Source organism: Rhizobium sp. AN68 (genome assembly GCF_030758035.1).
GTDB lineage: Bacteria > Pseudomonadota > Alphaproteobacteria > Rhizobiales > Rhizobiaceae > Agrobacterium > Agrobacterium tumefaciens.
This window is the reverse complement of record NZ_JARWMI010000003.1, coordinates 869,756-893,064: the sequence shown is the minus strand read 5'-3', so window position 1 is coordinate 893,064 and position 23,309 is coordinate 869,756. Positions and strand designations below refer to the sequence as shown.

At 59.6% G+C, this 23,309-nt stretch carries 21 protein-coding genes; 10 read left to right on the top strand and 11 right to left on the bottom strand.

Annotated elements, in window-relative coordinates:
* Entirely contained in the window at positions 1–138 is a 138-nt protein-coding gene (locus tag RBH71_RS17395) for a type II toxin-antitoxin system VapB family antitoxin (RefSeq protein ID WP_416349316.1), read from the top strand.
* Complete coding sequence (locus RBH71_RS26665) at positions 83–319, top strand: hypothetical protein (protein WP_416349578.1); 237 nt, start codon at positions 83–85, stop codon at positions 317–319. The genes RBH71_RS17395 and RBH71_RS26665 overlap by 56 nt, the downstream gene beginning before the upstream one ends.
* Before the next feature lie 4 nt (positions 320–323).
* On the opposite strand, the gene RBH71_RS17390 is transcribed toward RBH71_RS26665, so the two are convergent.
* The 3 genes from RBH71_RS17390 to RBH71_RS17380 all read right to left on the bottom strand — a co-directional run bounded on the left by RBH71_RS17390 (position 324) and on the right by RBH71_RS17380 (position 3,348).
* Positions 324–794 (bottom strand): OsmC family protein, encoded by a 471-nt coding sequence (locus tag RBH71_RS17390; RefSeq protein ID WP_003512201.1) that lies wholly within the window; start codon positions 792–794, stop codon positions 324–326.
* Positions 795–852: 58 nt separating this feature from the next.
* A complete protein-coding gene (locus RBH71_RS17385; protein WP_003512199.1) occupies positions 853–2,229 on the bottom strand; it encodes an aspartate aminotransferase family protein in 1,377 nt (458 codons plus the stop codon).
* Between the two features lie 210 nt (positions 2,230–2,439).
* Positions 2,440–3,348 carry a diacylglycerol/lipid kinase family protein gene (locus RBH71_RS17380; protein WP_003512196.1) on the bottom strand — a complete coding sequence of 303 codons (909 nt, stop codon included), beginning with the start codon at positions 3,346–3,348 and terminating at the stop codon, positions 2,440–2,442.
* A gap of 234 nt (positions 3,349–3,582) precedes the next feature.
* Between RBH71_RS17380 and RBH71_RS17375 the strand changes: the two genes are divergently transcribed.
* Together RBH71_RS17375 and mgtE are read left to right on the top strand one after the other, a co-directional pair.
* The gene (locus RBH71_RS17375; protein ID WP_003512193.1) at positions 3,583–4,827 is read left to right on the top strand and encodes an MFS transporter; all 1,245 of its coding nucleotides are present in this window, start codon (positions 3,583–3,585) and stop codon (positions 4,825–4,827) included.
* Positions 4,828–5,113: 286 nt separating this feature from the next.
* Positions 5,114–6,487: a magnesium transporter gene (gene mgtE, locus RBH71_RS17370; protein ID WP_003512189.1), complete on the top strand. Its 1,374-nt coding sequence runs from the start codon at positions 5,114–5,116 to the stop codon at positions 6,485–6,487.
* 68 nt (positions 6,488–6,555) lie between these two features.
* Here the strand turns inward: mgtE and RBH71_RS17365 are convergent, their stop codons facing one another.
* Positions 6,556–7,392, bottom strand: coding sequence for an undecaprenyl-diphosphate phosphatase (locus tag RBH71_RS17365; protein WP_323687426.1), 837 nt, complete (start codon positions 7,390–7,392; stop codon positions 6,556–6,558).
* Positions 7,393–7,512: 120 nt separating this feature from the next.
* The gene (locus RBH71_RS17360; RefSeq protein WP_003512185.1) at positions 7,513–7,902 is read right to left on the bottom strand and encodes a winged helix-turn-helix transcriptional regulator; all 390 of its coding nucleotides are present in this window, start codon (positions 7,900–7,902) and stop codon (positions 7,513–7,515) included.
* A 103-nt stretch (positions 7,903–8,005) separates the two neighbouring features.
* Here RBH71_RS17360 and RBH71_RS17355 point away from each other — a divergent pair, with 103 nt between their 5' ends.
* Positions 8,006–9,022 carry a zinc-binding alcohol dehydrogenase family protein gene (locus RBH71_RS17355; protein WP_003512184.1) on the top strand — a complete coding sequence of 339 codons (1,017 nt, stop codon included), beginning with the start codon at positions 8,006–8,008 and terminating at the stop codon, positions 9,020–9,022.
* A gap of 55 nt (positions 9,023–9,077) precedes the next feature.
* On the opposite strand, the gene RBH71_RS17350 is transcribed toward RBH71_RS17355, so the two are convergent.
* The 4 genes from RBH71_RS17350 to RBH71_RS17335 all read right to left on the bottom strand — a co-directional run bounded on the left by RBH71_RS17350 (position 9,078) and on the right by RBH71_RS17335 (position 14,193).
* Positions 9,078–9,818, bottom strand: a complete 741-nt coding sequence (locus tag RBH71_RS17350) for a pentapeptide repeat-containing protein (RefSeq protein WP_003512182.1) — start codon at positions 9,816–9,818, stop codon at positions 9,078–9,080.
* A 302-nt stretch (positions 9,819–10,120) separates the two neighbouring features.
* Positions 10,121–11,785 (bottom strand): electron transfer flavoprotein-ubiquinone oxidoreductase, encoded by a 1,665-nt coding sequence (locus tag RBH71_RS17345; RefSeq protein ID WP_003512172.1) that lies wholly within the window; start codon positions 11,783–11,785, stop codon positions 10,121–10,123.
* A 504-nt stretch (positions 11,786–12,289) separates the two neighbouring features.
* Positions 12,290–13,054 (bottom strand): isocitrate lyase/PEP mutase family protein, encoded by a 765-nt coding sequence (locus RBH71_RS17340; RefSeq protein ID WP_003512171.1) that lies wholly within the window; start codon positions 13,052–13,054, stop codon positions 12,290–12,292.
* 218 nt (positions 13,055–13,272) lie between these two features.
* Positions 13,273–14,193 (bottom strand): cation diffusion facilitator family transporter, encoded by a 921-nt coding sequence (locus tag RBH71_RS17335; RefSeq protein WP_003512170.1) that lies wholly within the window; start codon positions 14,191–14,193, stop codon positions 13,273–13,275.
* 143 nt (positions 14,194–14,336) lie between these two features.
* On the opposite strand from RBH71_RS17335, the gene RBH71_RS17330 reads away from it, so the two are divergent.
* Positions 14,337–15,125: an SDR family oxidoreductase gene (locus RBH71_RS17330; protein WP_003512169.1), complete on the top strand. Its 789-nt coding sequence runs from the start codon at positions 14,337–14,339 to the stop codon at positions 15,123–15,125.
* A gap of 22 nt (positions 15,126–15,147) precedes the next feature.
* Here RBH71_RS17330 and RBH71_RS17325 read toward each other — a convergent pair whose 3' ends face one another.
* Positions 15,148–16,125: a sensor domain-containing diguanylate cyclase gene (locus RBH71_RS17325; protein WP_323687425.1), complete on the bottom strand. Its 978-nt coding sequence runs from the start codon at positions 16,123–16,125 to the stop codon at positions 15,148–15,150.
* Between the two features lie 299 nt (positions 16,126–16,424).
* Between RBH71_RS17325 and RBH71_RS17320 the strand changes: the two genes are divergently transcribed.
* The 3 genes from RBH71_RS17320 to RBH71_RS17310 all read left to right on the top strand — a co-directional run bounded on the left by RBH71_RS17320 (position 16,425) and on the right by RBH71_RS17310 (position 19,011).
* Entirely contained in the window at positions 16,425–17,723 is a 1,299-nt protein-coding gene (locus RBH71_RS17320; RefSeq protein ID WP_003512167.1) for an Hsp70 family protein, read from the top strand.
* Between the two features lie 43 nt (positions 17,724–17,766).
* Positions 17,767–18,666: a uracil-DNA glycosylase gene (locus RBH71_RS17315; protein WP_003512166.1), complete on the top strand. Its 900-nt coding sequence runs from the start codon at positions 17,767–17,769 to the stop codon at positions 18,664–18,666.
* A gap of 153 nt (positions 18,667–18,819) precedes the next feature.
* Complete coding sequence (locus RBH71_RS17310; protein ID WP_003497027.1) at positions 18,820–19,011, top strand: hypothetical protein; 192 nt, start codon at positions 18,820–18,822, stop codon at positions 19,009–19,011.
* Positions 19,012–19,172: 161 nt separating this feature from the next.
* On the opposite strand, the gene RBH71_RS17305 is transcribed toward RBH71_RS17310, so the two are convergent.
* Complete coding sequence (locus tag RBH71_RS17305; RefSeq protein WP_003512165.1) at positions 19,173–20,111, bottom strand: DMT family transporter; 939 nt, start codon at positions 20,109–20,111, stop codon at positions 19,173–19,175.
* Between the two features lie 493 nt (positions 20,112–20,604).
* On the opposite strand from RBH71_RS17305, the gene pepN reads away from it, so the two are divergent.
* Complete coding sequence (gene pepN / locus RBH71_RS17300; RefSeq protein ID WP_003512163.1) at positions 20,605–23,253, top strand: aminopeptidase N; 2,649 nt, start codon at positions 20,605–20,607, stop codon at positions 23,251–23,253.
* The last annotated feature ends 56 nt before the right edge of the window (positions 23,254–23,309 follow it).

The following is a 23,309-nucleotide window of genomic DNA, read 5'->3' as shown; positions in this document are numbered from 1 at the left end:
ATGCGCACCAACATTGAACTCGATGATGATTTGATCGCCGAGGCGATGGAAAATTACCGGTCTCTCTACCGAAAAGGCGACAGTGAAAAAGGCGCTGCGGGATCTCGTGCGCATTCATCGTCAAATGCGTGCGCTTGATACATTGGAGGGTATGGGCTGGGAAGGCGATCCAGATGAGATGTGGACAGGCTGGGACGCGGAAACGGATTGGGACACGATCATCGTCGCTACTTACTGTATCGAAAACGGATGCGAACGACTTCACAACGACCGAGACTTTCAGCCTATGGCCGATCATCTCGGTCTGCGACTGGCCTGATCTTTCAAACCACCTTCACTGTCCCCTCGACACGCACGGGAAAATTCACCGACCGGGCGATGAAGCATTTGTCGTGGGCATCGTGGTGCAGCTCATCAGCCCGCGCAAGATCACCCTTCGAGATGGTGATGACCGGTCTCAACACTACCTCGCTGAATTGCCCGGCGCCGTCCTTTTCCATCACCAGCGTGCCTTCGGCATTGTCGACATAGTCTTCAACGATGATGCCGTTGACGGAGCAGAAATGCAGGTACCATAGCTTGTGGCAGGCCGAGAGCGAGGCAACCAGCAGGTCTTCCGGGTTCCAGCGGGAGGCATCGCCGCGAAAGGCGGGATCTGAAGAGCCGGCGATATCCGCTTTTCCGGACGTGGAAATCGTGTAGTCGCGTTCATAGTCACGGTAGCCCGAGGTACCCTTGCCGCGATTGCCGGTCCACTTCACCTGAACGGCATAGTGATGTTCCTGTCCTGCCATTTCTTTTCTCCCTTAGAGTTTTTTTTCGCATTTCCCGGACGTAAAACAACTACGCGCTTTATTGGAAATGCTCTGGTGTATCGCGCAGGTGATCGAGCCCCTTGCGCAAAGTCTCGATGATCTGGTCCACCTCCGAGCGGCTGATCGTCAGCGCCGGTGAGGCCAGCATGCGGTCGCCGGTGGCACGCATGACGAGGCCGTTTGCCAGGCAGTGGTTGCGCACGGCGGTGCCGATGTCATCCGGCTTGGCAAAACGCCTGCGGGTCGCCTTGTCGGCCGCAAGCTGCAGGCCACCCATGAGGCCGACATTCACTGCCTCACCCACCAACTCGTGGTCGGTGAGGCTTTTCCAGCCTTGCGAAAAATAAGGGCCGATATCATCCCGCACCCGTTCCACCAGCCCCTCATCCTCGATGATACGAATATTTTCCAGAGCAGCCGCGGCGCAGACGGGGTGGCCGGAATAGGTGAAGCCATGGTTGAAATCACCGACCTCGGACAACATCACATCCGCCACGCGGTCGGAAACGAGGACGCCGCCAATCGGCAGATAACCGGATGACAGGCCCTTGGCGACGGGCGCGAGGTCCGGCTCCACGCCGAAATGCTGGTAGCCGAACCAGGAACCGAGGCGGCCGAAACCGCAGATCACCTCGTCGGACACCAGCAGAATGTTGCGCGCCTTGCAGATGCGGGCGATTTCCGGCCAGTAGGTTTCCGGTGGCACAATGACCCCACCGGCGCCCTGAATGGGTTCCGCCACGAAAGCCGCGACATTCTCTTCACCGAGCTCGTCTATCTTCGCTTCCAGTTCGCGGGCCACCTTCAGGCCGAATTCCGCGGGTGAGAGGTCGCCGCCTTCCGCATACCAATAGGGTTGGCCGATATGGGCGATACCCTCGATCGGCAGATTGCCCTGCTCGTGCATCCACTTCATGCCGCCGAGCGAAGCGCCGGCGACCGTAGAGCCGTGATAGCCGTTGCGGCGAGCGATCACCTTGGTCTTCGTCGGATGGCCGAGCGCCTTCCAGTAGACCCGTGCCATGCGGAACCAGGTGTCGGTGGCTTCCGAACCGGAATTGGTGAAGAACACATGGTTCATGTTCGGCCCGGCACGGGAAGCGATCTTCTGAGCCAGAAGTGTGGCTGATGGTGTCGTAGTGCCGAAAAAGGCGTTGTAATAGGGCAGTTCGTTCATCTGGCGCTGCACGACATCGGCGATCTCGCGGCGTCCGTAACCGATATTGACGCACCATAGTCCGGCAAAGGCGTCGAGATACTTCTTGCCGGTGCTGTCATAGATGAAGACGCCTTCTGCACGCTCGATGATGCGGGTGCCGCTCGCGTTCAGCTTACCCATATCGGAAAAGGGGTGAAGGTGATGAGCGGCGTCGATGGCGGCAAGGTTGGACACCGGCTTGGAGACTTCATTCATGACAGATCGCACTCCCGCAAAGACGACGGCGCCTTCCGGAGCCGCACCCAACCGAACATGGCCGGGCGGCTTCGATTTGGCAAGACTGGCGTTTTTTGGGAGATCGAGACGATGGGTCGGCCTTGCCGCTTGTTTCTACTCCCCGCCGGGGAGAAGAAATGCGCTGCTGCCTTGAAGCAGGTTCGATTGCACCGTTATGGAGGTGGTGCGCTACGCCAAGACCCCTCGCCCCACCAGCACCTTCAATTCGCCGGCATGGACTTCAAGTGCCACGTCGCGCTCCATCGGCAGCAATTCGCCATCGATGACGCAGCGCACGTCATGGCGCTTCTTGGGGAAATGAAGTTCCACACCCGTGACGGTCGTGGCCGTTACCGCAGCGTTTTCCTTCAGCTTGCCGCGCAGGATGTCGAAAGCGAGCCTTGCGACGCCCGAGGGGCGCAGGGGATCGGTGAGATAGAAGCCGAGATGGCCGCCCGAGACATTATCCGCGACCAGAAGCGAGTTCTGCCCGAATTCATTGTTGGAGACGGAAATTGCTGACACCTTGCGGCGCTGCGTCTTGCCATTGACCGTATATTCCACCTCGAAGACCGGCGGATTGAGAATGACGCTGATGGCGGCGCGGACGCTTGCCTTGATCTTGCCAAGGCGGGAGGCGAAGGCGAGATTGTTGCGATAGCGCACCATGCGCGAATGCAGGCCTGCGGAAAACTGGTGGACGAAAAGACGGCCGTTGGCGCTGGCGATATCGACATTGGCGATCTCGCCATTCGCCAGTGTCTCCAGGACCTGGCGGATATCGAGCGGCAGCTTCAGCGAGCGGGCGAACAGGTTCATGGTGCCGGCCGGTACGATACCGAGCGCGATGCCGTGTTTCCAGGCGATACCGGCAGCGGCCGAAATCGTTCCATCACCACCGCCGGCAATGATGCCTTCGATATCAGGCTCATCGGCGGCGCGTTCCATCTCCTCGACAACTTCCTTGCCGGAGACCACGCGGCAGTCGATTGTGTGGCCGGCGCGGGAAAAGACCTCGCGGGCGTGGTCGCAATAGGCATCCATATCCGTGGTGCGGAAGGTGCCGCCGTCACGATTGAAAATTGCAATGAGCTTCATATTTCCAACCTGATCCTGTGAGGCAGCCGCGCGTAAATGCTTGGGGTTATATAGGGTTCCAAACACCATCGCGTGAAGATGCTCTTTTGCCGAGAATCGCTCTACCGCAATGCATCATTTCATGTTAGATATCACTTAAGGTCATTTTCATGACCGCGCATCTCCAGTCAGGGCAGGCCGTTCCCATACGGTCTTGCCCTTTTTCTGTGGGGTCCTCCCCCTTTTCAGGTCGCAATGAGCCATTCGAATTTGTCGGAAGCCCGCCTCGAGGCGGAGAGTGAAACCGTTGTTGCGGCAAGGCCTGCCGTGGCACTGACGCCGTTTGCCGTCGCACTCATCGAACTGGCGCTTGCGGCCGGCGGTTTCGGCATCGGCACCGGCGAATTCGCCATCATGGGCCTGCTGCCTGACGTCGCAACGACCTATGGCGTCACAGTGCCCCAGGCAGGTTACGTCATCACGGCCTATGCACTGGGTGTCGTCATCGGCGCGCCCATCATCGCGGTGCTGGCTGCGCGCATGACGCGGCGCACCCTGCTTCTCGGCCTCATGGGACTTTTCGCACTCGGCAATATCTTGAGCGCCGTCGCACCCGATTTCCTGAGCTTCACCGTGCTGCGCTTCATCACCGGCCTGCCGCACGGCGCCTATTTCGGCGTTGCAGCGCTGGTGGCTGCCTCCATGGCGCCAATCCACAAACGTGCCCGCGCCGTTGGCCGCGTCATGCTTGGCCTCACCATCGCCACGCTGCTTGGAACGCCGCTTGCCACTTTCTTCGGGCAGATGCTTTCCTGGCGCGCGGCCTTCATGCTGGTCGGCGGCATCGGGCTGTTGACCGTCGCCCTGCTGTGGCTGTTCCAGCCGCGCGACAGGGTAGAGGAAGGTGCCAGCGTTTGGCGTGAACTCGGGGCTTTCCGCCGCGTGCAGGTGTGGCTGACGCTCGCCATCGCATCGGTCGGTTTCGGCGGCATGTTCTCGGTTTTCAGCTATATCGCCAAGACCACCACCGATGTCGCGATGATGCCGGTTTCCACCGTCTCCATGGTGCTCGCCCTCTTCGGCATCGGCATGAATGTCGGCAATGTGGTCGGCTCGCGGCTGGCCGATATCTCGCTCAACGGCACGATCGGCGGCATGCTCGCCTTTAACGTGGTGGTCATGGCCGTGTTCGGCATGACGGCGCATGACCCGTTCATGATGTGTCTCTGCGTCTTCCTGATCGGCTGCGGTTTTGCCGCCTGCCCCGCCGTGCAGACGCGGCTGATGGATGTGGCAGCGGATGCGCAGACGCTTGCGGCTGCCTCCAACCACTCCGCCTTCAACATCGCCAACGCGCTCGGCGCATGGCTTGGCGGCACGGTCATCGCCATGGGCTATGGATATGCCTCCACCGGTTATGTGGGCGCTGTTCTTTCGCTTCTCGGGCTTGGCGTTTTCCTTGTGTCCGTCACCGTCGAACGGCGCGCAAAAGCCGGCTGAAAGCCGGTTTTTCAGCGGCCGGAACACCCATTCCGGCACCTGCAATAAACCTTACGGAAATTTCACGATCGGCTCGCTTGACTCTTTTTGGTTTCGGGCGCAACACGGCGTTACGCGCAGGCCGTGACCCGGCACAGCGCGGATTTTAACGGAGCATCATTTGATGTCTAGCGACAGTAGTAGTCGATTGCCTTTGCCGAAAGCGGCGAACGGGAACTGATCCGGCACCTGTCGGCTCACCACCGCGTTCGTCGTAATCGGCGAATCGACGGAAAGGTGAGCAATCATGAACTTCCACACCCTCTCCCAGAGAGCCAGCAAGGCCGCACGTCTTCTCCGCAGCGGAAATGCCGGTTCCACCACCATTGCAGAACGCGTCGAGCACCTCAACACACTCGATACGCATGAGGCAGTCGCCGCCCTGCTCGCCATGCCGCAGGCAAAGGCCGTCGCCATTCTCGACCGGCCGGAACTGCATGACGCAGCCGCCATCATTGCCGGTATTCCGCTTGACCAGGCCGCCCGCTTCGTCAACCTGATGTCAGACGACCGCGTTGCCGACGTCATGGCGGAAATGGACGAAGAGCCGCGCGCAAAGCTGTTTTCCCGGCTGGACCGCACGACCGCGCTCTCCATCAAACATCTGATGGGTTATCCGCCGCGCACCGCCGGCTCGATCATGACCACGGAATTCGTCAGCGTGCCGGATAGCTGGACGGTGGAACAGACCCTTTCGCACATCCGCGTCGTCGAGCGGTCGCGTGAAACGGTCTATGCCATCTATGTGCTGGCGCAGGACGGAACGCTGTCCACCGTCGTGACGCTGCGTCGCCTGCTGACCGGCGAGGCCGGCGCCTCCATTCTCTCCGTCGCATCGAAGGAAGGCATCGTCTGTGCCAGCCCCTTGATGTCGCAGGAGGATGTTGCCCGGCTCATCCGCAAGCACGACCTTCTGGCGCTTCCCGTCGTTGACGATAATTCGCACATTCTCGGCATCGTCACGGTCGACGACGTGATCGACACCATGATCGCCGACACCACGGAAGACGCCCACAAGTTCGGTGGTATGGAAGCACTCGGCAAGCCCTATATGGCAATGGGCTTTCCGGACATGATCCGCAAGCGCGCTGGCTGGCTTGCCGCCCTGTTCCTGGGTGAAATGCTGACGGCAAGCGCCATGCAGCATTTTGAAGGCGAGCTGGAAAAAGCCGTCGTGCTGACGCTGTTCATTCCGCTCATCATGTCATCAGGCGGCAACTCCGGTTCGCAGGCCACCTCGCTCATCATCCGGGCACTGGCGCTCGGCGAACTGAAGCTTTCGGACTGGTGGCGGGTGCTGCTGCGGGAAATCCCGACGGGCCTGACGCTCGGCTGCATTCTCGGCGCCATCGGCTTCCTGCGTCTGACCATCTGGCAGCAGGCAGGCTTTTATGATTATGGCGACCACTGGCTGCTGGTGGGCGCCACCGTCTTTGCCGCACTCGTCGGCATCGTCACCTTCGGCTCGCTGGCCGGCTCCATGCTGCCATTCCTGCTGCAGCGTCTGCGGCTGGATCCAGCCAGCGCATCTGCGCCGTTCGTCGCCACGCTGGTGGATGTCAGCGGCCTCGTCATCTACTTCTCGGTGGCGCTGGTGATCCTCAGCGGCACGCTGCTCTGAAACACAAAAGGCCCGCTCGAAAGAGCGGGCCTTTTCATTTGCAGAGTTTTTGACAGGGCAAGCACCCCTCAACCGCCGGCGCTGATAACGCCCGTTCCGAGAAGTCCCAAAAGAATGACGCCGATGACCACCCGGTACCAGACGAAGGGCATGTAGCTCTTGGTGGAGACCAGCTTGAGGAAGACAACGATCACGGCGTAACCGACGACGAAGGCGATCAGGGTTGCAAGCCCCGTCTGGCCCCAGCCTACAGGGTTCTCCTCGCCGATGCTTTTGAACAGCTGGTAGAAACCGGAACCGAACACGGCGGGAACGGCGAGCAGGAAGGAATATCGTGCGGCCGCGTCGCGCGTGTAGCCTAACAGCAGGCCGGCGCTGATGGTGCCGCCCGAGCGCGAGACGCCGGGGATGAGCGCCATAGCCTGCGCGAAACCGAACAGGATGCCATCACGCCAGATCAGCTGGTTCAGCTTGTAGCGCTTCTTGCCGATCCTGTCGGCGACGCCGAGAATGATGCCGAAGACAATCAGCATTACGGCGGTGATATAGAGATTGCGCAGCGAATGCTCGATGGCATCCTTAAAGAACAGGCCAAGCAGCACGATCGGCACCGAGCCGACGATGATCAGCCAGCCAAGCCGCGCATCGGACTTGTCATAGGGTCCGAGGCGAAGGTTCTGCCGGAGCCAGGCGGCGGCGATCCGCATGATATCGGACCAGAAATAGACCAGCACCGCCGCTTCCGTGCCGATCTGCGTAATCGCCGTGAAGGCGGCGCCCGGATCCGCACCGGAGGGCAGAAACTCCCCGGCTATCCTCAGATGCGCGCTTGAAGAAACCGGAAGAAATTCCGTAAGTCCTTGCAAAAGGCCGAGAAATCCGGCCTCCAACCAACCGATGCTCATGTGATTTGATGTCCCTGCTGCGAATCGAATTCGCAGCATTATGCATCAAACCGGGCAAATCCGTGTTGCATCGCACCATGAAAAAGAAGTGCCGGAGGGCTTGGTTTTACCCGTTATTTTTCAGGCTGCCTTCTCCGCAGCCTCGGGATGAAGGGTGTACTTCGCGCCGTTCTTGCACACAACATGGGCGTCGCCCCAGCTTTTCAGCGCCGAGATCACCGGCTTCATGGTTTCGCCGAGTGGCGTCAGCGCATAGTCCACGCGCGGCGGCACCACCGGGAAGACGGTGCGCGAAATCAGGCCCGCCTCTTCCAGTTCCCGCAGCTGCTTGGTGAGCATGCGCTGGGTGACGCTTGGGATGTGGCGGCGCAACTCGTTGAAGCGCAGGGTGCCCTCGTTGATGAGGTGATAGAGGATCACGCCTTTCCATTTGCCGTCGAGAAAACTCAAGGCAGACTCCACCGGGCAGCCCGGAAAATTGCCGGTAAGCTTGGCGCGCGGTCGCGACATCACAGTATCCTTTTTGTATGTATCATCACAAAATGTGCATTCTTGCGATCGATGTTCATATGTATCAAGTAAGAGGCACGCAAACAAGCAAAGGAGACTGTTCATGCGCGCCATCGGTTACAAGACGAGCCAGCCCATCACCGCAACGGATGCCCTTATCGACCTCGACCTGCCGCAGCCGGAAGCGACGGGGCATGATATTCTGGTGGAGGTGAAGGCCGTTTCGGTCAATCCTGTTGACACCAAGGTTCGCCGCAACCAGGCGCCGGAAAACGGTGCAGCCCGCGTGCTGGGCTTTGATGCGGCGGGCGTGGTGAAAGCCGTCGGCGACAAGGTATCGCTGTTCAAGCCCGGCGACGAGGTGTTTTACGCTGGTGTCATCAACCGCCCCGGCTCCGACAGCGAATTCCATCTGGTCGATGAGCGCATCGTCGGCGCCAAACCGAAGTCGCTGAATTTCGAGGAAGCAGCGGCACTGCCGCTGACCGCGATCACGGCCTACGAGACGCTGTTCGACCGGCTGCGGGTGACAGAGCCCGTTCCGGGTGCGGCAAATGCCGTTCTGGTGATCGGTGGCGCCGGCGGCGTCGGCTCGATTGCCATCCAGCTTCTGCGCGCACTGACCGATCTTACCGTCATTGCCACGGCTTCGCGGCCGGAAACGATGCAATGGGCCAAAGACCTCGGCGCGCATCATGTCGTCGATCACAGCAAGCCGATTGCCCCGCAGGTGGAAGCGCTTGGCCTTGGTGCACCGGGCTTCGTATTCTCGACCACCCATAGCGACATTCACGCCGCAGACAGCGTGGCGACCATTGCGCCGCAGGGCCGTTTTGCGCTGATCGACGATCCGGCCGGCGGTTTCGACGCCATGGCGTTCAAGCGCAAATGCGTTTCAATCCATTGGGAAATGATGTTTGCCCGCGCGGTATTCCAGACGCCCGACATGATCGAACAGCACAAGCTGCTCAATCACGTTGCGGAACTGGTCGATGCCGGCAAGATCAAGACGACGTTGACCGAAGTTTTCGGCACGATCAACGCCGCAAACCTCATCAAGGCCCACGCCTTGATTGAAAGCAACACGGCCAAGGGCAAGATCGTGCTTTCGGGCTTTTGATCTACACGTCACACGAAGTGGGAGGTGCGCGCCTGATAAAGCGCGCCCTTCCCGGTCAATCGTCTTCCGGATCTTCCGGGCATGGCCATGCGGCAGGCGTCGTCAGGCCGCTCGGCAGTTTTGTCTTGGCGTCGCCGCAGGCGATGTCGATCTGTTTCTGCTCAAGGCCGGTGGCGGCGGAAAGATCGACCCCCTCTATGCGGGTCAACAGCAGGAAGGCGTTGGCAAAATCCACCGCGCCGCCGAGCTTTGCGCCCTGGAAGCTGGCACGCGACAGATTGGTCAGCGAAAATTTCGAGCCGGACAGGCTGGCATCTTCAAACTCGGCACGCCCGAGTTCAGCCTTGGTAAAATCCGCGCCGTCCAGTTTGGCCTTGTTGAAATTGGTCCGCTGCATTTCCGCATTGATGAATTTTGCGCTGGTGGCGTCGGCGGCGGAAAAGTCACTGCGGTAGGCTTCCACCTTCGTCAGGTTGGCGCCCTGCAGGTTCGCCTCTCCAAGAGCCGTCCGGATGAGTTTCGCCTTTTCAAGATTGGCGCCCTTCAGCGAGGAGCCGCGCAAATCCGTATAGGTGAAATCCGTGCCGTAAAGCATCGCCGAATCGAGGTTGCTGCCGCCCAGCATCAGGAGGCGCTTGTTGCATTCGCGCCAGTCGATGCCGGCCATGGCGTCGGCGCGGCAGCTGGCGGCCATCAGCGGGCTGCCACTGAGCGAAACGGCAACTACCATACCTGCCGCCAGACCGGCGACGATCCTTGTATTCCGCACGATATTCAGCCTCTGAAAGCCGGACATTCCATCACTCCTGCCGCCGGGCGACGGCCCAAACGCAACATATGCACATTCAAGGCGTTACCGCATTCCTGACCCACAATCCATGGACCATGCAAAGCTACAACACCCCAACATCCTATATGTAAGAAATCGAAGGGCAATCCACAAATACTAGGGGGGACGAGACTTTCGACGCCTCGCGCACGCGACGTCATCCTTTCGCTTGTCGCGAGGATCCAACCACGTATCGTGAAATCAATCGGTTGCAGATGCCCGGGGCAAGCCCGGGCAAGACGAAGGTTGCCGGCAGACCGGCATCACCATCACATATTGGCGTAAACCGGCCCCTCGCCGCCTTGTGGCGGAACCCAGTTGATGTTCTGGTTGGGGTCCTTGATATCGCAGGTCTTGCAGTGCACGCAGTTCTGCGCGTTGATCACGTAGACTTCCTCGCCGTCCTTCTCCACCCACTCATAAACGCCGGCAGGACAATAACGCGTCGAGGGACCGGCATAGACGTCGTGTTCGGAACGCTTCTGCAAGTCCATATCCTTCACCTGAAGATGCACCGGCTGGTCTTCCTCATGGTTGGTGGAGGACAGGAACACCGATGACAGCCGGTCGAAGGTCAAAACGCCGTCCGGTTTCGGATAGGCGATCGGCTTGTGTTTGGAGGCCGGCTCAAGGCTCTGCGCATCCGTCTTGCCGTGTTTCAGCGTGCCGAAAACGGAGAAACCGAACAGCTGGTTGGTCCACATGTCGAGACCGCCAAGACCGACGCCAACAAGCGTGCCGAACTTCGACCACAGCGGCTTGACGTTGCGCACCCGCTTCAGGTCCTTGCCGATATCGCCGTCGCGCCATTCCGCCTCGATCTCGGCCACTTCATCATGGGCGCGACCGGCGGAAATAGCCGCGGCGATCTTTTCCGCCGCCAGCATGCCCGACAACACCGCATTATGGCTGCCCTTGATGCGCGGCACATTGACGAAACCGGCCGAACAGCCGATCAGCGCGCCGCCGGGGAAAGTCAGCTTCGGCACCGACTGGTAACCGCCCTCGGTAATCGCGCGCGCGCCATAGGAAATACGCTTGCCGCCCTCGAAAGTGTCGCGGATGGCCGGATGCGTCTTGAAGCGCTGGAATTCCTCGAAAGGATAAAGATAGGGGTTCTTGTAATTGAGATGCACCACGAAGCCGACGGCAACGAGATTGTCCTCCAGATGATAGAGGAACGAGCCGCCGCCGGTCTTGAAACCGAGCGGCCAGCCGAAGGAGTGCTGCACGAGGCCCTGTTTGTGGTGTTCCGGCTTGACCTGCCAGAGTTCCTTGATGCCGATGCCGAATTTCTGCGGTTCGCGATCTTTCGAAAGGTCAAACCTGGAAATCAGCTGCTTGGCGAGCGAACCGCGCACGCCCTCGCCGATCAGCACATATTTGCCATGCAGCTCCATGCCGCGCGTGAAGGCGGGGCCGGGTTCACCGTTCTTCTCGATGCCCATATCGCCGGTGGCGACACCGATCACTGCGCCTTCTTCATTATAAAGCACTTCGGTGGCGGCAAAGCCCGGATAGATCTCGACGCCGAGCGCTTCCGCCTTTTCCGCCAGCCAGCGACAGACCAGCCCAAGCGAGACGATATAATTGCCGTGATTGTTCATGAGCGGCGGCATCATGAAGTTCGGCAAACGGATGGAGCCGGCCGGGCCTAAGAACATGAACTGGTCGTCCTTGACCTCGGTCTTGAAGGGATGCCCCTCTTCCTCACGCCAGCCGGGCAGAAGCCGGTCGATGCCGATGGGATCAACCACGGCACCTGAGAGAATATGCGCGCCGACTTCAGCACCCTTTTCCAGAACGACGACCGAAAGCTCCGGCTCGACCTGCTTCAGACGGATCGCGGCGGCAAGGCCCGCAGGACCCGCACCGACGATCACAACGTCGAATTCCATCGCTTCGCGTTCCGGCAGTTCCATCGCTTCCGTCATCTTGTCCTCTCACCTCGCCGGTCCCATCCGGCTGTTGTTATATCCGCTTCCGGCATTCGCACCGTGTTGCCTGCACTGGCCGAAAAGCCAGTCTGCGACAACACATTCGCCCTAGCCTGTCTTCGCAAAGCACGACGGCTTTGTCGAGCTTCCATAGCGGCAAAACATGTCGCACGCCACTCAATTGTCAGACAACCTGATGAGTATTTTATTACTTTTACGTGCACGTAATATTGAGAATAGGAGTTGAGTGGGTGGGCGTCAAGGTTTGTCATTATTTGATGGCAAAGGATTGCCAATTCCAAGGATTGCACCGAGCCCAAGTCGCCAGGGCGGTCAGGACGCTTCCCGCCGTTCATTGCAGCTCGCACTCCCAGCCATCCGGCCGGCCGAAAACTCGAGCTGCAAAGTGTTTTTCCGCCAAGGCCGACTCAGCCGGGCTAACGCCGCTCTTCCGACTTTGACCTCAGCAATGATGAGATCAGGTCAGTACAAGAGTTGCTTTCAGGCAAAAACGCGTGCGCTGTTTTCCAAGTCTCCAGCCACCTTGATGTATGGCGTGGGGCCAAAACTGATCCGGGCCACACCAAGGTCTGCCAGCTCTCGGATATCTTTCAGGTCGCCCGATATCATAACATTGACCGGTAAAGTCGCGCGGTCGCATATTTCTTTGATCAGCTTTTTGTCTTTTAGCCCGGGCACGAAAAAACCATCTGCTCCTGCCGCCTTATAGGCTGCCCCGCGAGCGAGCACCTCATCCAGCAAGACCGCATGATCGATGCCCTCATCTGCTTTGAGAAACACGTCCGTTCTCGCATTGATGAAGACCGGGACACGGTGGTCTTCGGCAGCGCTGCGAATAGCTCGAAGCCGGTCCACCTGATAATCGACATCATAGAGGCCCGTCCCGTGCACCACCTGATCCTCGAAGTTCAATCCGATGACGCCGAGGGTGAGTAGACGACCTACGTTGCGCCTGACCGTTGCAGCATCACTCGAATAACCGCCTTCAAAATCCACAGTGAGAGGCAGATCGATGCATTTCATTATTCGAGCGACGACCGCCAGTGCGTCATCGAGCGGCATCTCCTCACCATCCGAATAGCCTTGCGCGGCAGCAACGGACCAGCTTCCGGTTGCAATGGCCTTCGCACCGCTGCGGGCAACGGCCATCGCGCTTCCTGCATCCCAGATGTTGTAAAGGACGATGGGATCGCCCGGAATGTGCAAGCTTCGAAACTTTTCTGCACGTTCAATCTGATTGCTCATTTTGGTGTCTCCCGTGTGCTACCTTTGAGCTTTCGCTCAATTTCGATCAGCCGTCGCCTGTTCTAAAGGCCGCGGCCGTTACCTGGAAACGACTAGCACCGGGAAAATGCTCAGAACGCCGATTTTCGGGCACCTATTTCTTTTTGTCTAAAATTACGAGAGTCCTCTACTTGCGAATCAGGATGAGTACCGCAAGCAGCTAAAATCAAACATCCCGTTCAAACCGCCCATTCTTCATCCGTCGTAAACACAATCGTCAGCCACCGATCCGTCCCCTCGCCGCCGAGTGCATCGCCGATCTCGTCGCGGATCGCGTCCCATTCTTCGAGACGCCGGGGTGGCCAGTTTTTCGGGACGATGAAGAAGAGTTCGATCTGGCGGCCTCGCCCCACGCGGGCGACATAGGAATAGTGCGAGGCGAAGCCGAATTTTTCGACGGTTTCGGCCGCTACCCTGTCCACATGCTGCTTGAATTCAAACGGCGTCACCAGAAGGATGTCGGCGAGCGCCTGCTTCACATTGCCGAGCGGCATGGGAATGATGATGAGGCAGACCAGCGCCAGAACGGCGGGGTCGATATAGGGCGCGATCCACTGATGCGCCGTTCCCGTCAGCCCGTAGCCGATGGCGAAGGCGAGGAACAGGGCCGCGCTCAGGAGCGCGCTCATCAGCCAGCTTTTGGCGTCCAGCGCCACGAAGGCCGATTTCAGTCTGCGGTTCTGGCGTTTGACGAACCATGCCATGATGAGCGAAACGGCAAAGCTGACGAAGGTGACGATGATGGCGTAATCGAACTCGATCGATCTGCCGCCGTCCATCAGGCTGTCGATGGCGTTGATCAGGGCATAGATCGCAGCGCCCATCAAAAGCGTGCCGTTGAGGCCGAGGACCATCGGCTCCAGATGCCAGAAGCCCATGGTGAAACGCTCTGCCAGCCGGCCACCGGGCCGCGGGGCGGCGGAAGCCGCGATCAGCCGCGCCACCAGTAGCGCCAGCACCGTCATGAAGGCATCCGTCAGGGCATAAACGCCATCGAACACCACCGCGAAAGAGCCGGAAAACAGGCCTGCACCAATGCCGAACGCGGCCAGAAGAACCGTGATGGCAATTGAGAATTTCAGCAGAGATTGTTCGGTCATGACGCGTATTTAACCTTCAAAAGCGGGCGCCGCCTTCCTATAAACAGCACAGATGGAGCGGGATAGCGAAAACTGTGGACGGTTTTCGCCTGTAGTCACGCTTCGATTCTTTGATCTGCTGCAAACAAGACAGGACAAAACCCATGGATCTCGGCATTTCCGGCAAACGCGCCCTCGTTCTCGCCTCCTCTCGCGGCCTTGGGCTGGGCATCGCCACGGCGCTGGCGAATGAAGGCGTGAATGTTCTTCTCGTTGGCAGAAGCAGCGAAAAGCTGGACGCGAACTGCAAGACGATCAATGCACTCGGCAAGGGCAAGGCCGACTGGGTGCGGGGCGATCTTGGCGACGACAATTTCGTCGAGGCCATGGTTCAGGCCGTGAACGACAAGCTCGGCGGCATTGACATTCTCGTCAACAACACCGGTGGCCCGACGCCGGGTCTTGCGCAGGAGATCACGACCGAGAAGCTGGAGAGCTTCTTCCAGTCGATGGTGCTGCGCGTCATCACGCTCACCAATGAGCTGCTGCCGCAGATGAAGGAACAGGGCTTTGGCCGCATCCTGACCGTTGCCTCCTCCGGCGTGTTCGAACCCATCCCCAATCTGGCGCTCTCCAACACGCTGCGTGGGGCGCTGGTGGGCTGGAGCAAGACATTGTCGAGCGAAGTGGCCGGTTTCGGCATCACCTCCAACCTTCTTCTGCCCGGCCGCATCCATACCGACCGCATCGACGAGCTGGATGGCGCCAATGCCAAGCGCCTGGGTAAAAGCATGGAGGAAATCCGCGAGGCTTCGGTCAAGAGCATTCCGGCAGGCAGGCTTGGCACGGTGGAAGAATTCGCCGCCGCCGGGGCTTTCCTCTGCTCGGTTCCGGCAAGCTACATCACCGGCACAATGCTGCGGGTGGATGGCGGCGCGGCGAAATCGAACTGACGCCGGTTACACGCCGGAGCGGTCAAGAGGCCGCTCCGTAGACTACGAAGCGGTTTCTGCCGGTATTCTTGGCTTCGTAGAGTGCCGTGTCGGCGCGGCGCAGCACATCGCTCGCGCTCTCGCCGGGATCGGCAAAGGCAATGCCGGCCGAACAGCTGTAACGGAAATCCGGCACATCGCTCAGCGGCGATGCCTCGGTCAACGTCGCCAGCAGCTTCTGCATGGTGCTTTCCGCGCTCAGCATTCGCGAACCGCTGAGAACGAGTAGAAACTCCTCACCGCCGATCCGCCCCACCAGATCGTCCCGGCCGATCGCGCCGGAAAGCCGGGTGGCGAAATCCCTAAGGACGAGATCGCCGCAGGCATGCCCGAAACGGTCGTTCACCGCCTTGAAGTGGTCGATATCCATGATGATCACCGCAAGCGCCTGCGCCTTGTTGGGGCCAAGCATCTGGTTGAGGATATCCATGGCATAGCGGCGGTTGCCGAGGCCCTTGAGTTCGTCGCTCAGCGCCGATTTCAGCGCCCTGTCGCGCTCCTGCCGCAGATCGCGCAACTGGATGCCAAGCTCGGAAACATCGGTCACGACACACAACATCCAGCCGCCCGGCAGCGTCGTTTCCGTCGTCAGCATCCAGCGTCCATCGTTCAGGCTGGTTTCGATGGTGCGGTAAGGCAACTTGCCGCGCCTTGTCCGCGCCGAGCGCAACCACAGTTCGAAATCGGTGGTTTCGACCGCCGTTCCTGTCGAGCTGCGATACCCGCCGCGCATCAGCTCCATCCAGCTCGGAAAACCGTCCGGAGCCATGCCCAGCGCCTCGCGGAAGGCCGCATTGGCAAAGCGCAACTCGTCGCTGCCATCGAAAAGGGCATAACCCTGCTGCGATGACGCCATGAGGTTCATAAGCTGGGAATGGAAAATTTCCACGTCGCCGCGAATGAGGACCTCCGGCCCGGGCGGCACATCTTGGTGGGCGGAACATGCCTGCTTGCGGGACATCTGGACTTCCGGGTTACAACGCGACAGCTACAATTAAGAAAGCTCCCTGAGGATATATCCTTTATTTATACTTTGCGATTGCGAAAAAATATTTAATTTGCATGGCGAAACTGTATTTATAACGGAAAATTACTTTATTCTAATGTTTTAATAAACCGAGAAGTGGCGCTTGCCATTCTGCCGGGCCTGTGCAATCAACCGCCCTCCTCTGACATCGGGATGCCAAATGCGTCCCTTATTCTCACGCCGGGCCGCCTTTGGGCCGGGCGAGCATTTCTATCGGCGACAAGGATATGGCGATGACGCAAAAGCGGGCACTGGGCCTCGATTTCGGCACGACCAACACGGTCATGGCTCTTTCCGACGGCGGCGGCGAAAGCCGCTCCATGCAGTTTACCAGCAGCGCGGGCACGGATGACAGTATGCGCACCGCGCTCTCCTTCATGAAGGATTCGGGCCTTGGTGCGGCTGCCCTGCACGTGGAAGCGGGCCACGCTGCCATCAGGCAATTCATCGACAATGCGGGCGATTGCCGCTTCCTGCAGTCGATCAAGACATTTGCGGCCTCGCCGCTCTTTCAGGGCACGTTGATCTTCGCCAAGCGCCAGAGCTTCGAGGATTTGATGGACGTGTTCCTGCGCAAGCTGAAAACCTATGCGGGCGCAGAGTGGCCAAGCGACGTCTCGACCGTCATCGCCGGTCGCCCCGTGCGTTTCGCCGGCAGCAATCCGGATGAGACGCTGGCGCTCTCCCGCTACAACGAAGCGCTGACGCGTGCCGGTTTTCCGGAAATCCACTATGTCTACGAGCCGGTGGCGGCCGCCTATTATTTCGCCCAGAGCCTGAAGAAGGACGCCAATGTGCTGGTGGCGGATTTCGGCGGCGGCACCACCGACTATTCGCTGATCCGCTTCGAGACCCATGCCGGCAAACTTTCCGCCACCCCCATCGGCCATTCCGGCGTCGGTGTCGCCGGTGACCATTTCGACTTCCGCATGATCGACAATCTGGTCTCGCCGGAAATCGGCAAGGGCAGCAAGTTCAAGAGCTTCGACAAGGTGCTGGACGTGCCTTCCGGCTACTACGTGAATTTCGGTCGCTGGAACCAGCTGTCTATCTTCAAGACCTCGAAAGAATTCACCGATCTGAAATCGCTGGTGCGCTCGGCGCTGGAGCCGGACAAGCTCGAACTTTTCATCGATCTCGTGGAGCATGACGAGGGTTATCCGCTTTATCAGTCGATTTCCGCCACCAAGATGGCGCTGTCCTCGGCCGAAGAAGCGGAATTCAACTTCGCGCCGCTCGGCAAGGCCGGTCGCAAAATGGTCAAGCGCAGCGATTTCAACAACTGGATCGCCGACGACCTCGCCAAGATCGAGGGCGCGCTGGACGAGGTTCTGGAGAAGACGCAAGTCGCGCCTGAGGCAATCGACAAGGTGTTCCTCACCGGCGGCACCTCCTTCGTGCCGGCGGTGCGCGAGCTTTTCACCCGTCGTTTCGACGCGGACCGGATCGAAACCGGCGGCGAGTTGCTCTCGATTGCCCATGGTTTGGCCATGATCGGCGAAAGCGGTGACATTCAGCGCTGGACAGCGTGATTTACGGGTTCCCCGGGCGGGGAACATGGGATAATTTCACCCCATGATCGCCGCTCACGACCTCTCCCCGGCCGAACTCGCCGCGCTTCTGCATTTCCATGCGGATGCGGGCGTGGACTGGTTGCTGGAAGACGGACCTGTTGACCGTTTCGCCGAATTTGCCGCCTCCCGCCCTGCCCGACCGGCAGCGCGTCAGGAAAGTTCTGCGCCCGCACACCAGATGGACAGCGGCACGGAGCGTCGTGCCGATGCTCCGCAGCGGCAGACGGCAGGTCGCAGCGCGCCGACGAGAGGCGCGCCGCCTGCTCCGGCACTTCAGCAGAATGTTGCCATGCCGGACGAACAGGCCGTGGCGGCTGCCCGTTTTGCGGCTGAAAGCGCAAGGTCGCTTTCCGAACTGAAAATCGCGCTTGAGGGTTTCAGCGGCTGCAACCTCAAGAACAGCGCCCGCAACACGGTATTCACCGAAGGCGACCCTGCTTGCGCCGTCATGGTGATCGGCCCGATGCCGGATGCGGATGACGACCGCGAGGGCCAGCTTTTTGCCGGCAAGACCGGGCTGCTGCTCGACCGTATGCTGGCCGCTATCGGCCTTGACCGCGCACGCATCATGCTCGGCAATGTCGTGCCCTGGCGTCCACCGGGCAACCGCCCGCCGACTCAGGCCGAAATGGATATCTGCCGCCCCTTCATCGAGCGCCAGATCGCACTTGCGGAGCCGAAACACCTGTTGCTTCTTGGCAACTTGACCGCACGTTTCTTTTTCGGCGGCACCGGAACGATCCATACGCTGCGCGGACAGTGGCGTGATGTCGCAGCCGGGCACCTGGTTTTACCGGCGCTGGCGAGCCTGCATCCGCAGGAACTTCTAAACGCACCTGCCAGTAAGTCATTGGCATGGCAGGATTTATTGGCGTTTCAGGCAAAAATCTCCGAAGGCTGATTGCCTGATTCTTACTCAGAGTAAACGAAGTATGAAAAAAGCCATGCGTATTACGCATAACAGCGGCGCGCTGACCCGGCTTGCCGAATCCATGCTGCACTGCGATAAGCCAGCCTGTGTCTTGGGAGGAATTCGGTTTAAGGAACCAAGGCAATGACCACTCGCTTCCGTCCGGTACATTCCGGCTTTGAAACGCTCCGACTGGCGGGCCTCGGCCCTCGCTCCAGTCAGGGTTACCATCGTTTCGGCGCTGCCGCTAACGAACAGATGACCGCACGTGCTGCCATGCAGCAGGTTCGCGTGACACGTCCTGCAGCTGTCTTTGCGGATTTCCGCGAGCGCTGAGAGCACTCAGGCCGGTGTAAAACCGGTCCATATCTTTGATTGCGCGCTGGCGTCTTTCTTCGGGAAGGCGCCTTTTGCATTTGCGGGACTAGGCGCCGACACGACAACGGCTCTGGCGCCGACGATGCCGCATGTTTGCGACCTCCGTCAAATTTGGTGCGTCACCCCTGCGGCGTGGAGGCCTTGCGTGCCGCGCGTCTCGCCAGGCCCAGCTGGTGCTCGCGGAAAATGATGAAGATGCCGGCGAAAATCACGATTGCCGTGCCGATCAGCATGGTGAGCGTTGGAATGTCTCCGAACAGGATATAGGAGACCGCTATCCCGAAAACGATGGAGCTGTATTCGAAGGGCGCGATAGTGGAGACCTCCGCGTGGCGATAGCTCTCCGTCAGGAAGATCTGTGCGACGCCGCCACAAATGCCGCTGGTGATCAACAGCACGGCCTGCTTGGTATCCAGAGCGCTCCAGCCGAAGGGTACGCTGACGAGCGACAGCAAGGTGGCCGTGAGCGAGAAATAGAGAACGATGGTCGGCGTCTTTTCCGTTTCCACCAGTTGCCGCACCTGGATCATTGCGAGACCACCAAGTGCTGCCCCGCAGAGCACGGCGATCGCGCCCAGCCCCTCGCCCGCAGCAAAACCGCCTTCACGCAACAGGGTCATCTTCGGCCACAGGATAACCAGCACGCCCATCATGCCAACGAAAACCGCGCTCCAGCGGTAGATGCGCACCTTCTCGCGCAGGATGAAGGCGGCGAACACGACGGCCAGCAGCGGTGAGGCATAACCGATGGCGATGAACTCCGGCAACGGCAGCAGCGTCAGCCCGTAAAACCCGCAGGCCATGGAGAGAATGCCGAGAAACCCGCGCTTGAAATGGCCGATGAGATTGTTGGTGTGCAGCGCGCTCGTCAGCGCATGCAGCCAGGCAAGATAAACGACGATGGGGATGATGGCGAAAGCGGAGCGGAAGAAAGTGATCTGACCGGCCGGCACATCGGGACCGGAGGCCTTGATACAAGTCTGCATCACCAGAAAAAAGCCAACCGAAATCAGCTTCAGGCTTATCCCCCGAAAGGGATTTGTCGGTTCGGCGTTCATCGGCAGTTACTCATATCGGCTGCGCAAACACGCCATCGGGAGATTGTTCATGCGGGGGAGGACGACGCGGGGGAATTGGATTTGCCCAAGGCTAGAGCATTCCCGAAGCGCTTTACAACAAAAAATGTTATTTACCCATGAATTCCGTTGATCTGGTGAGGCGCAGGATTGCTTTCCCCGGCTTGTGGCCTCCTCACCCCCATTGTTCAGGCCTTCGGCCCTGATGGCGACGTGAGAATCAGACCAAAAGCGACACGCGCTAAAATTTGAAGAAAATAAAATACAATTTCAGCAATCGTTCAACATTTGCTGGCATGGTCCGCAGGTCCGGCGGCGACAGAATCGTCTGCAGGGCCGGCAAAGCCTTCCATGGCAGGACAGAACGTCCTCCCGATGCGCACATGATTGTGACGAATACTCTACCTATTTTACATCCGGGCCTTATGACGACATGATGCCCGGAGGACAACGACAAAGTTATTCAGGAACAGTCATGCGAACAGACACGGGCCAGATCGTTCACCTGGCAGATTACCGCCCCACCGATTTCGTTCTGGAGCGGGTGGATCTCACCTTCGAACTCGACCCCAAGAATACCAAGGTCGAAGCCCGTCTGATCTTTCATCGCCGAGAGGGCGTCGATGTGTCAGCGCCGCTCGTTCTCGATGGCGACGAGTTGACGCTTTCGGGCCTCCTGCTCGATCAGGTGGACATTCCCGCAAGCCAATATGACGCGACGCCCGATAGCCTGACGATCCGCGATCTGCCTGCGGAGACGCCCTTCGAGATCTGTGTCACCAATTACATCAATCCGCAGGTCAATACGCAGCTGATGGGGCTTTACCGCACCAACGGCGTTTATTGCACCCAGTGCGAGGCGGAAGGTTTCCGCCGCATCACCTATTTCCCAGACCGGCCCGATGTTCTGGCACCTTATACGGTGACGATCATCGCCGCGAAGGACGGCAATCCCCTGCTGTTGTCGAACGGCAATTTCCTCGGCGGCGGCAATTACGATGAAGGCCGCCACTTTGCAGCCTGGTTCGATCCGCACCCGAAACCCAGCTATCTCTTTGCGCTTGTCGCCGGCGATCTCGGCGTGGTGGAAGACACGTTCACCACCCTTTCCGGCCGCGAAGTGGCGCTGAAGATCTATGTCGAGCATGGCAAGGAGCCGCGCGCGGCCTATGCCATGGATGCGCTGAAGCGCTCGATGAAGTGGGATGAGGAACGCTTCGGCCGTGAATACGACCTCGATATCTTCATGATCGTCGCCGTGTCCGATTTCAACATGGGCGCGATGGAGAACAAGGGTCTCAACGTCTTCAACGACAAATTCGTGCTGGCCGACCCGGAAACTGCGTCCGATGCGGACTACGCCAATATCGAGCGCATCATCGCGCATGAATATTTCCACAACTGGACTGGCAACCGCATCACCTGCCGCGACTGGTTTCAGCTGTGCCTGAAAGAAGGCCTGACGGTCTATCGCGACCAGGAATTTTCCGCCGACATGCGCTCGCGCCCGGTCAAGCGCATCGCCGATGTGCGTCACCTGAAATCGGAACAGTTTCCAGAGGATTCCGGTCCGCTGGCCCATCCACCACGCCCCGATACCTATCGCGAAATCAACAACTTCTACACGACGACCGTTTATGAAAAGGGCGCCGAAGTCACCCGCATGATCGCCACGATCCTTGGGGAAGACGACTTCAAGAAAGGCATGGACCTTTATTTCGAACGCCATGACGGCGAAGCGGCGACTGTTGAGGATTTCGTCAAGAGTTTTGCCGATGCCAGCGGCCGCGATCTGTCGCAGTTTTCGCTATGGTACACCGAGGCCGGCACGCCGCTCGTCTCCGTGTCCTCCGCCTACGATGCCGCCAAGGCGACCTTCAGGCTGACGCTGGAACAGACCGTCGCACCAACGCCCGGCCAACCGGTGAAGCAACCGCGTCATATTCCGCTGTCGCTGGCGCTGATTCTCGACAATGGCCAGATCGCCGAGCCGCAGGCTGTCACGGGCGGCGAATACCGCGACGGCGTGCTGCATCTGACCGAACGCAACCAGACATTCTCCTTCTCCGGCATTTCATCGCGCCCAGTGCTGTCGCTCAACCGCAGCTTCTCGGCGCCGATCAACCTGCATTTCGAACAGAGTGCTGCCGATCTGGTGCAGGTCGCCCGGCACGAGACGGATATGTTTGCCCGTTTCCAGGCGCTTACCGATCTCGCTTTGCCGGCGCTGATTGCCGCCACCAGGGCCGTGCAGAACGGCCAAGAAGTACGCTCGGACGCCGACCTCATCGCAACGCTGATCGAAATCGTCGGCGACGCTTCGCTTGAACCCGCTTTCCGCGCACAGGCGCTGGCGCTGCCGAGCGAAACGGACATCGCTCGCGAACTGGGCGGCAATACCGACCCGGACGCCATCCACAAGGCACGCAACGCGACGATCAAGGCCATTGCCACGGCCGGTCTCGAAACGCTCCGGCGGCTCGCCGACAGTGACGGAAATGGTGAAGCCTACAGCCCCGATGCTGACAGCGCCGGACGGCGTTCGCTTCGCAACGGCGCGTTGAGCTTCCTTGCTTTTGCTGAGGGAACGCCTGACAGGGCGGCAAAGGCCTATGCCAGCGCCACCAACATGACCGATCTTGCGCATGCGCTCGGTGTACTGACCCAGCGTTTCCCCGACAGCACGGAGACAAAGGAGGCGCTTGCCGCCTTCGAAGCCCGCTTTGCCGACAATGCGCTGGTTCTCGACAAATGGTTCTCGCTGCAGGCCGCCATTCCCGGCGACGGCGCGCTGGAACGTATCAAGGCGCTGATGACGTCGAAACACTTCATCGCTTCCAATCCCAACCGGGTACGGTCGCTGGTGGGCACGCTCGCCTTCTCCAACCCGACCGGTTTCCACCGCGCCGATGGTGCCGCTTACCGGTTCCTCGCCGAGCAGATCATAGCCATCGACAAGCGTAACCCGCAGCTTGCCGCGCGCATTCTCACCTCCATGCGCTCCTGGCGGTCGCTGGAAGCAAGCCGCGCCGAACACGCCAAGGCAGCGCTTTCGACGATCGCCGAAGCAAAAGGTCTTTCAACGGATGTCAGCGATATCGTCGGGCGTATTCTGAAAGGATAATACCCGGCGAACATTCGCCAACTCCCCTATTCCGGACAATGCCTGTGCGCCGTCTT

What these genes read in the sequence shown, in the direction of transcription:
- RBH71_RS17335 (WP_003512170.1), bottom strand. Translation starts at nt 14,193, where the DNA reads ATGACCGAACAATCTCTGCTGAAATTCTCAATTGCCATCACGGTTCTT.
- RBH71_RS17330 (WP_003512169.1), top strand. Translation starts at nt 14,337, where the DNA reads ATGGATCTCGGCATTTCCGGCAAACGCGCCCTCGTTCTCGCCTCCTCT.
- mgtE (WP_003512189.1), top strand. Translation starts at nt 5,114, where the DNA reads ATGAACTTCCACACCCTCTCCCAGAGAGCCAGCAAGGCCGCACGTCTT.
- RBH71_RS17305 (WP_003512165.1), bottom strand. Translation starts at nt 20,111, where the DNA reads ATGAACGCCGAACCGACAAATCCCTTTCGGGGGATAAGCCTGAAGCTG.
- RBH71_RS17310 (WP_003497027.1), top strand. Translation starts at nt 18,820, where the DNA reads ATGACCACTCGCTTCCGTCCGGTACATTCCGGCTTTGAAACGCTCCGA.
- RBH71_RS17360 (WP_003512185.1), bottom strand. Translation starts at nt 7,902, where the DNA reads ATGTCGCGACCGCGCGCCAAGCTTACCGGCAATTTTCCGGGCTGCCCG.
- RBH71_RS17395 (WP_416349316.1), top strand. Translation starts at nt 1, where the DNA reads ATGCGCACCAACATTGAACTCGATGATGATTTGATCGCCGAGGCGATG.
- RBH71_RS17375 (WP_003512193.1), top strand. Translation starts at nt 3,583, where the DNA reads ATGAGCCATTCGAATTTGTCGGAAGCCCGCCTCGAGGCGGAGAGTGAA.
- RBH71_RS17315 (WP_003512166.1), top strand. Translation starts at nt 17,767, where the DNA reads ATGATCGCCGCTCACGACCTCTCCCCGGCCGAACTCGCCGCGCTTCTG.
- RBH71_RS17325 (WP_323687425.1), bottom strand. Translation starts at nt 16,125, where the DNA reads ATGTCCCGCAAGCAGGCATGTTCCGCCCACCAAGATGTGCCGCCCGGG.
- RBH71_RS17350 (WP_003512182.1), bottom strand. Translation starts at nt 9,818, where the DNA reads ATGTCCGGCTTTCAGAGGCTGAATATCGTGCGGAATACAAGGATCGTC.
- RBH71_RS17365 (WP_323687426.1), bottom strand. Translation starts at nt 7,392, where the DNA reads ATGAGCATCGGTTGGTTGGAGGCCGGATTTCTCGGCCTTTTGCAAGGA.
- RBH71_RS17385 (WP_003512199.1), bottom strand. Translation starts at nt 2,229, where the DNA reads ATGAATGAAGTCTCCAAGCCGGTGTCCAACCTTGCCGCCATCGACGCC.
- RBH71_RS17390 (WP_003512201.1), bottom strand. Translation starts at nt 794, where the DNA reads ATGGCAGGACAGGAACATCACTATGCCGTTCAGGTGAAGTGGACCGGC.
- RBH71_RS17340 (WP_003512171.1), bottom strand. Translation starts at nt 13,054, where the DNA reads ATGAGCAATCAGATTGAACGTGCAGAAAAGTTTCGAAGCTTGCACATT.
- RBH71_RS17320 (WP_003512167.1), top strand. Translation starts at nt 16,425, where the DNA reads ATGACGCAAAAGCGGGCACTGGGCCTCGATTTCGGCACGACCAACACG.
- RBH71_RS17380 (WP_003512196.1), bottom strand. Translation starts at nt 3,348, where the DNA reads ATGAAGCTCATTGCAATTTTCAATCGTGACGGCGGCACCTTCCGCACC.
- RBH71_RS17345 (WP_003512172.1), bottom strand. Translation starts at nt 11,785, where the DNA reads ATGACGGAAGCGATGGAACTGCCGGAACGCGAAGCGATGGAATTCGAC.
- pepN (WP_003512163.1), top strand. Translation starts at nt 20,605, where the DNA reads ATGCGAACAGACACGGGCCAGATCGTTCACCTGGCAGATTACCGCCCC.
- RBH71_RS17355 (WP_003512184.1), top strand. Translation starts at nt 8,006, where the DNA reads ATGCGCGCCATCGGTTACAAGACGAGCCAGCCCATCACCGCAACGGAT.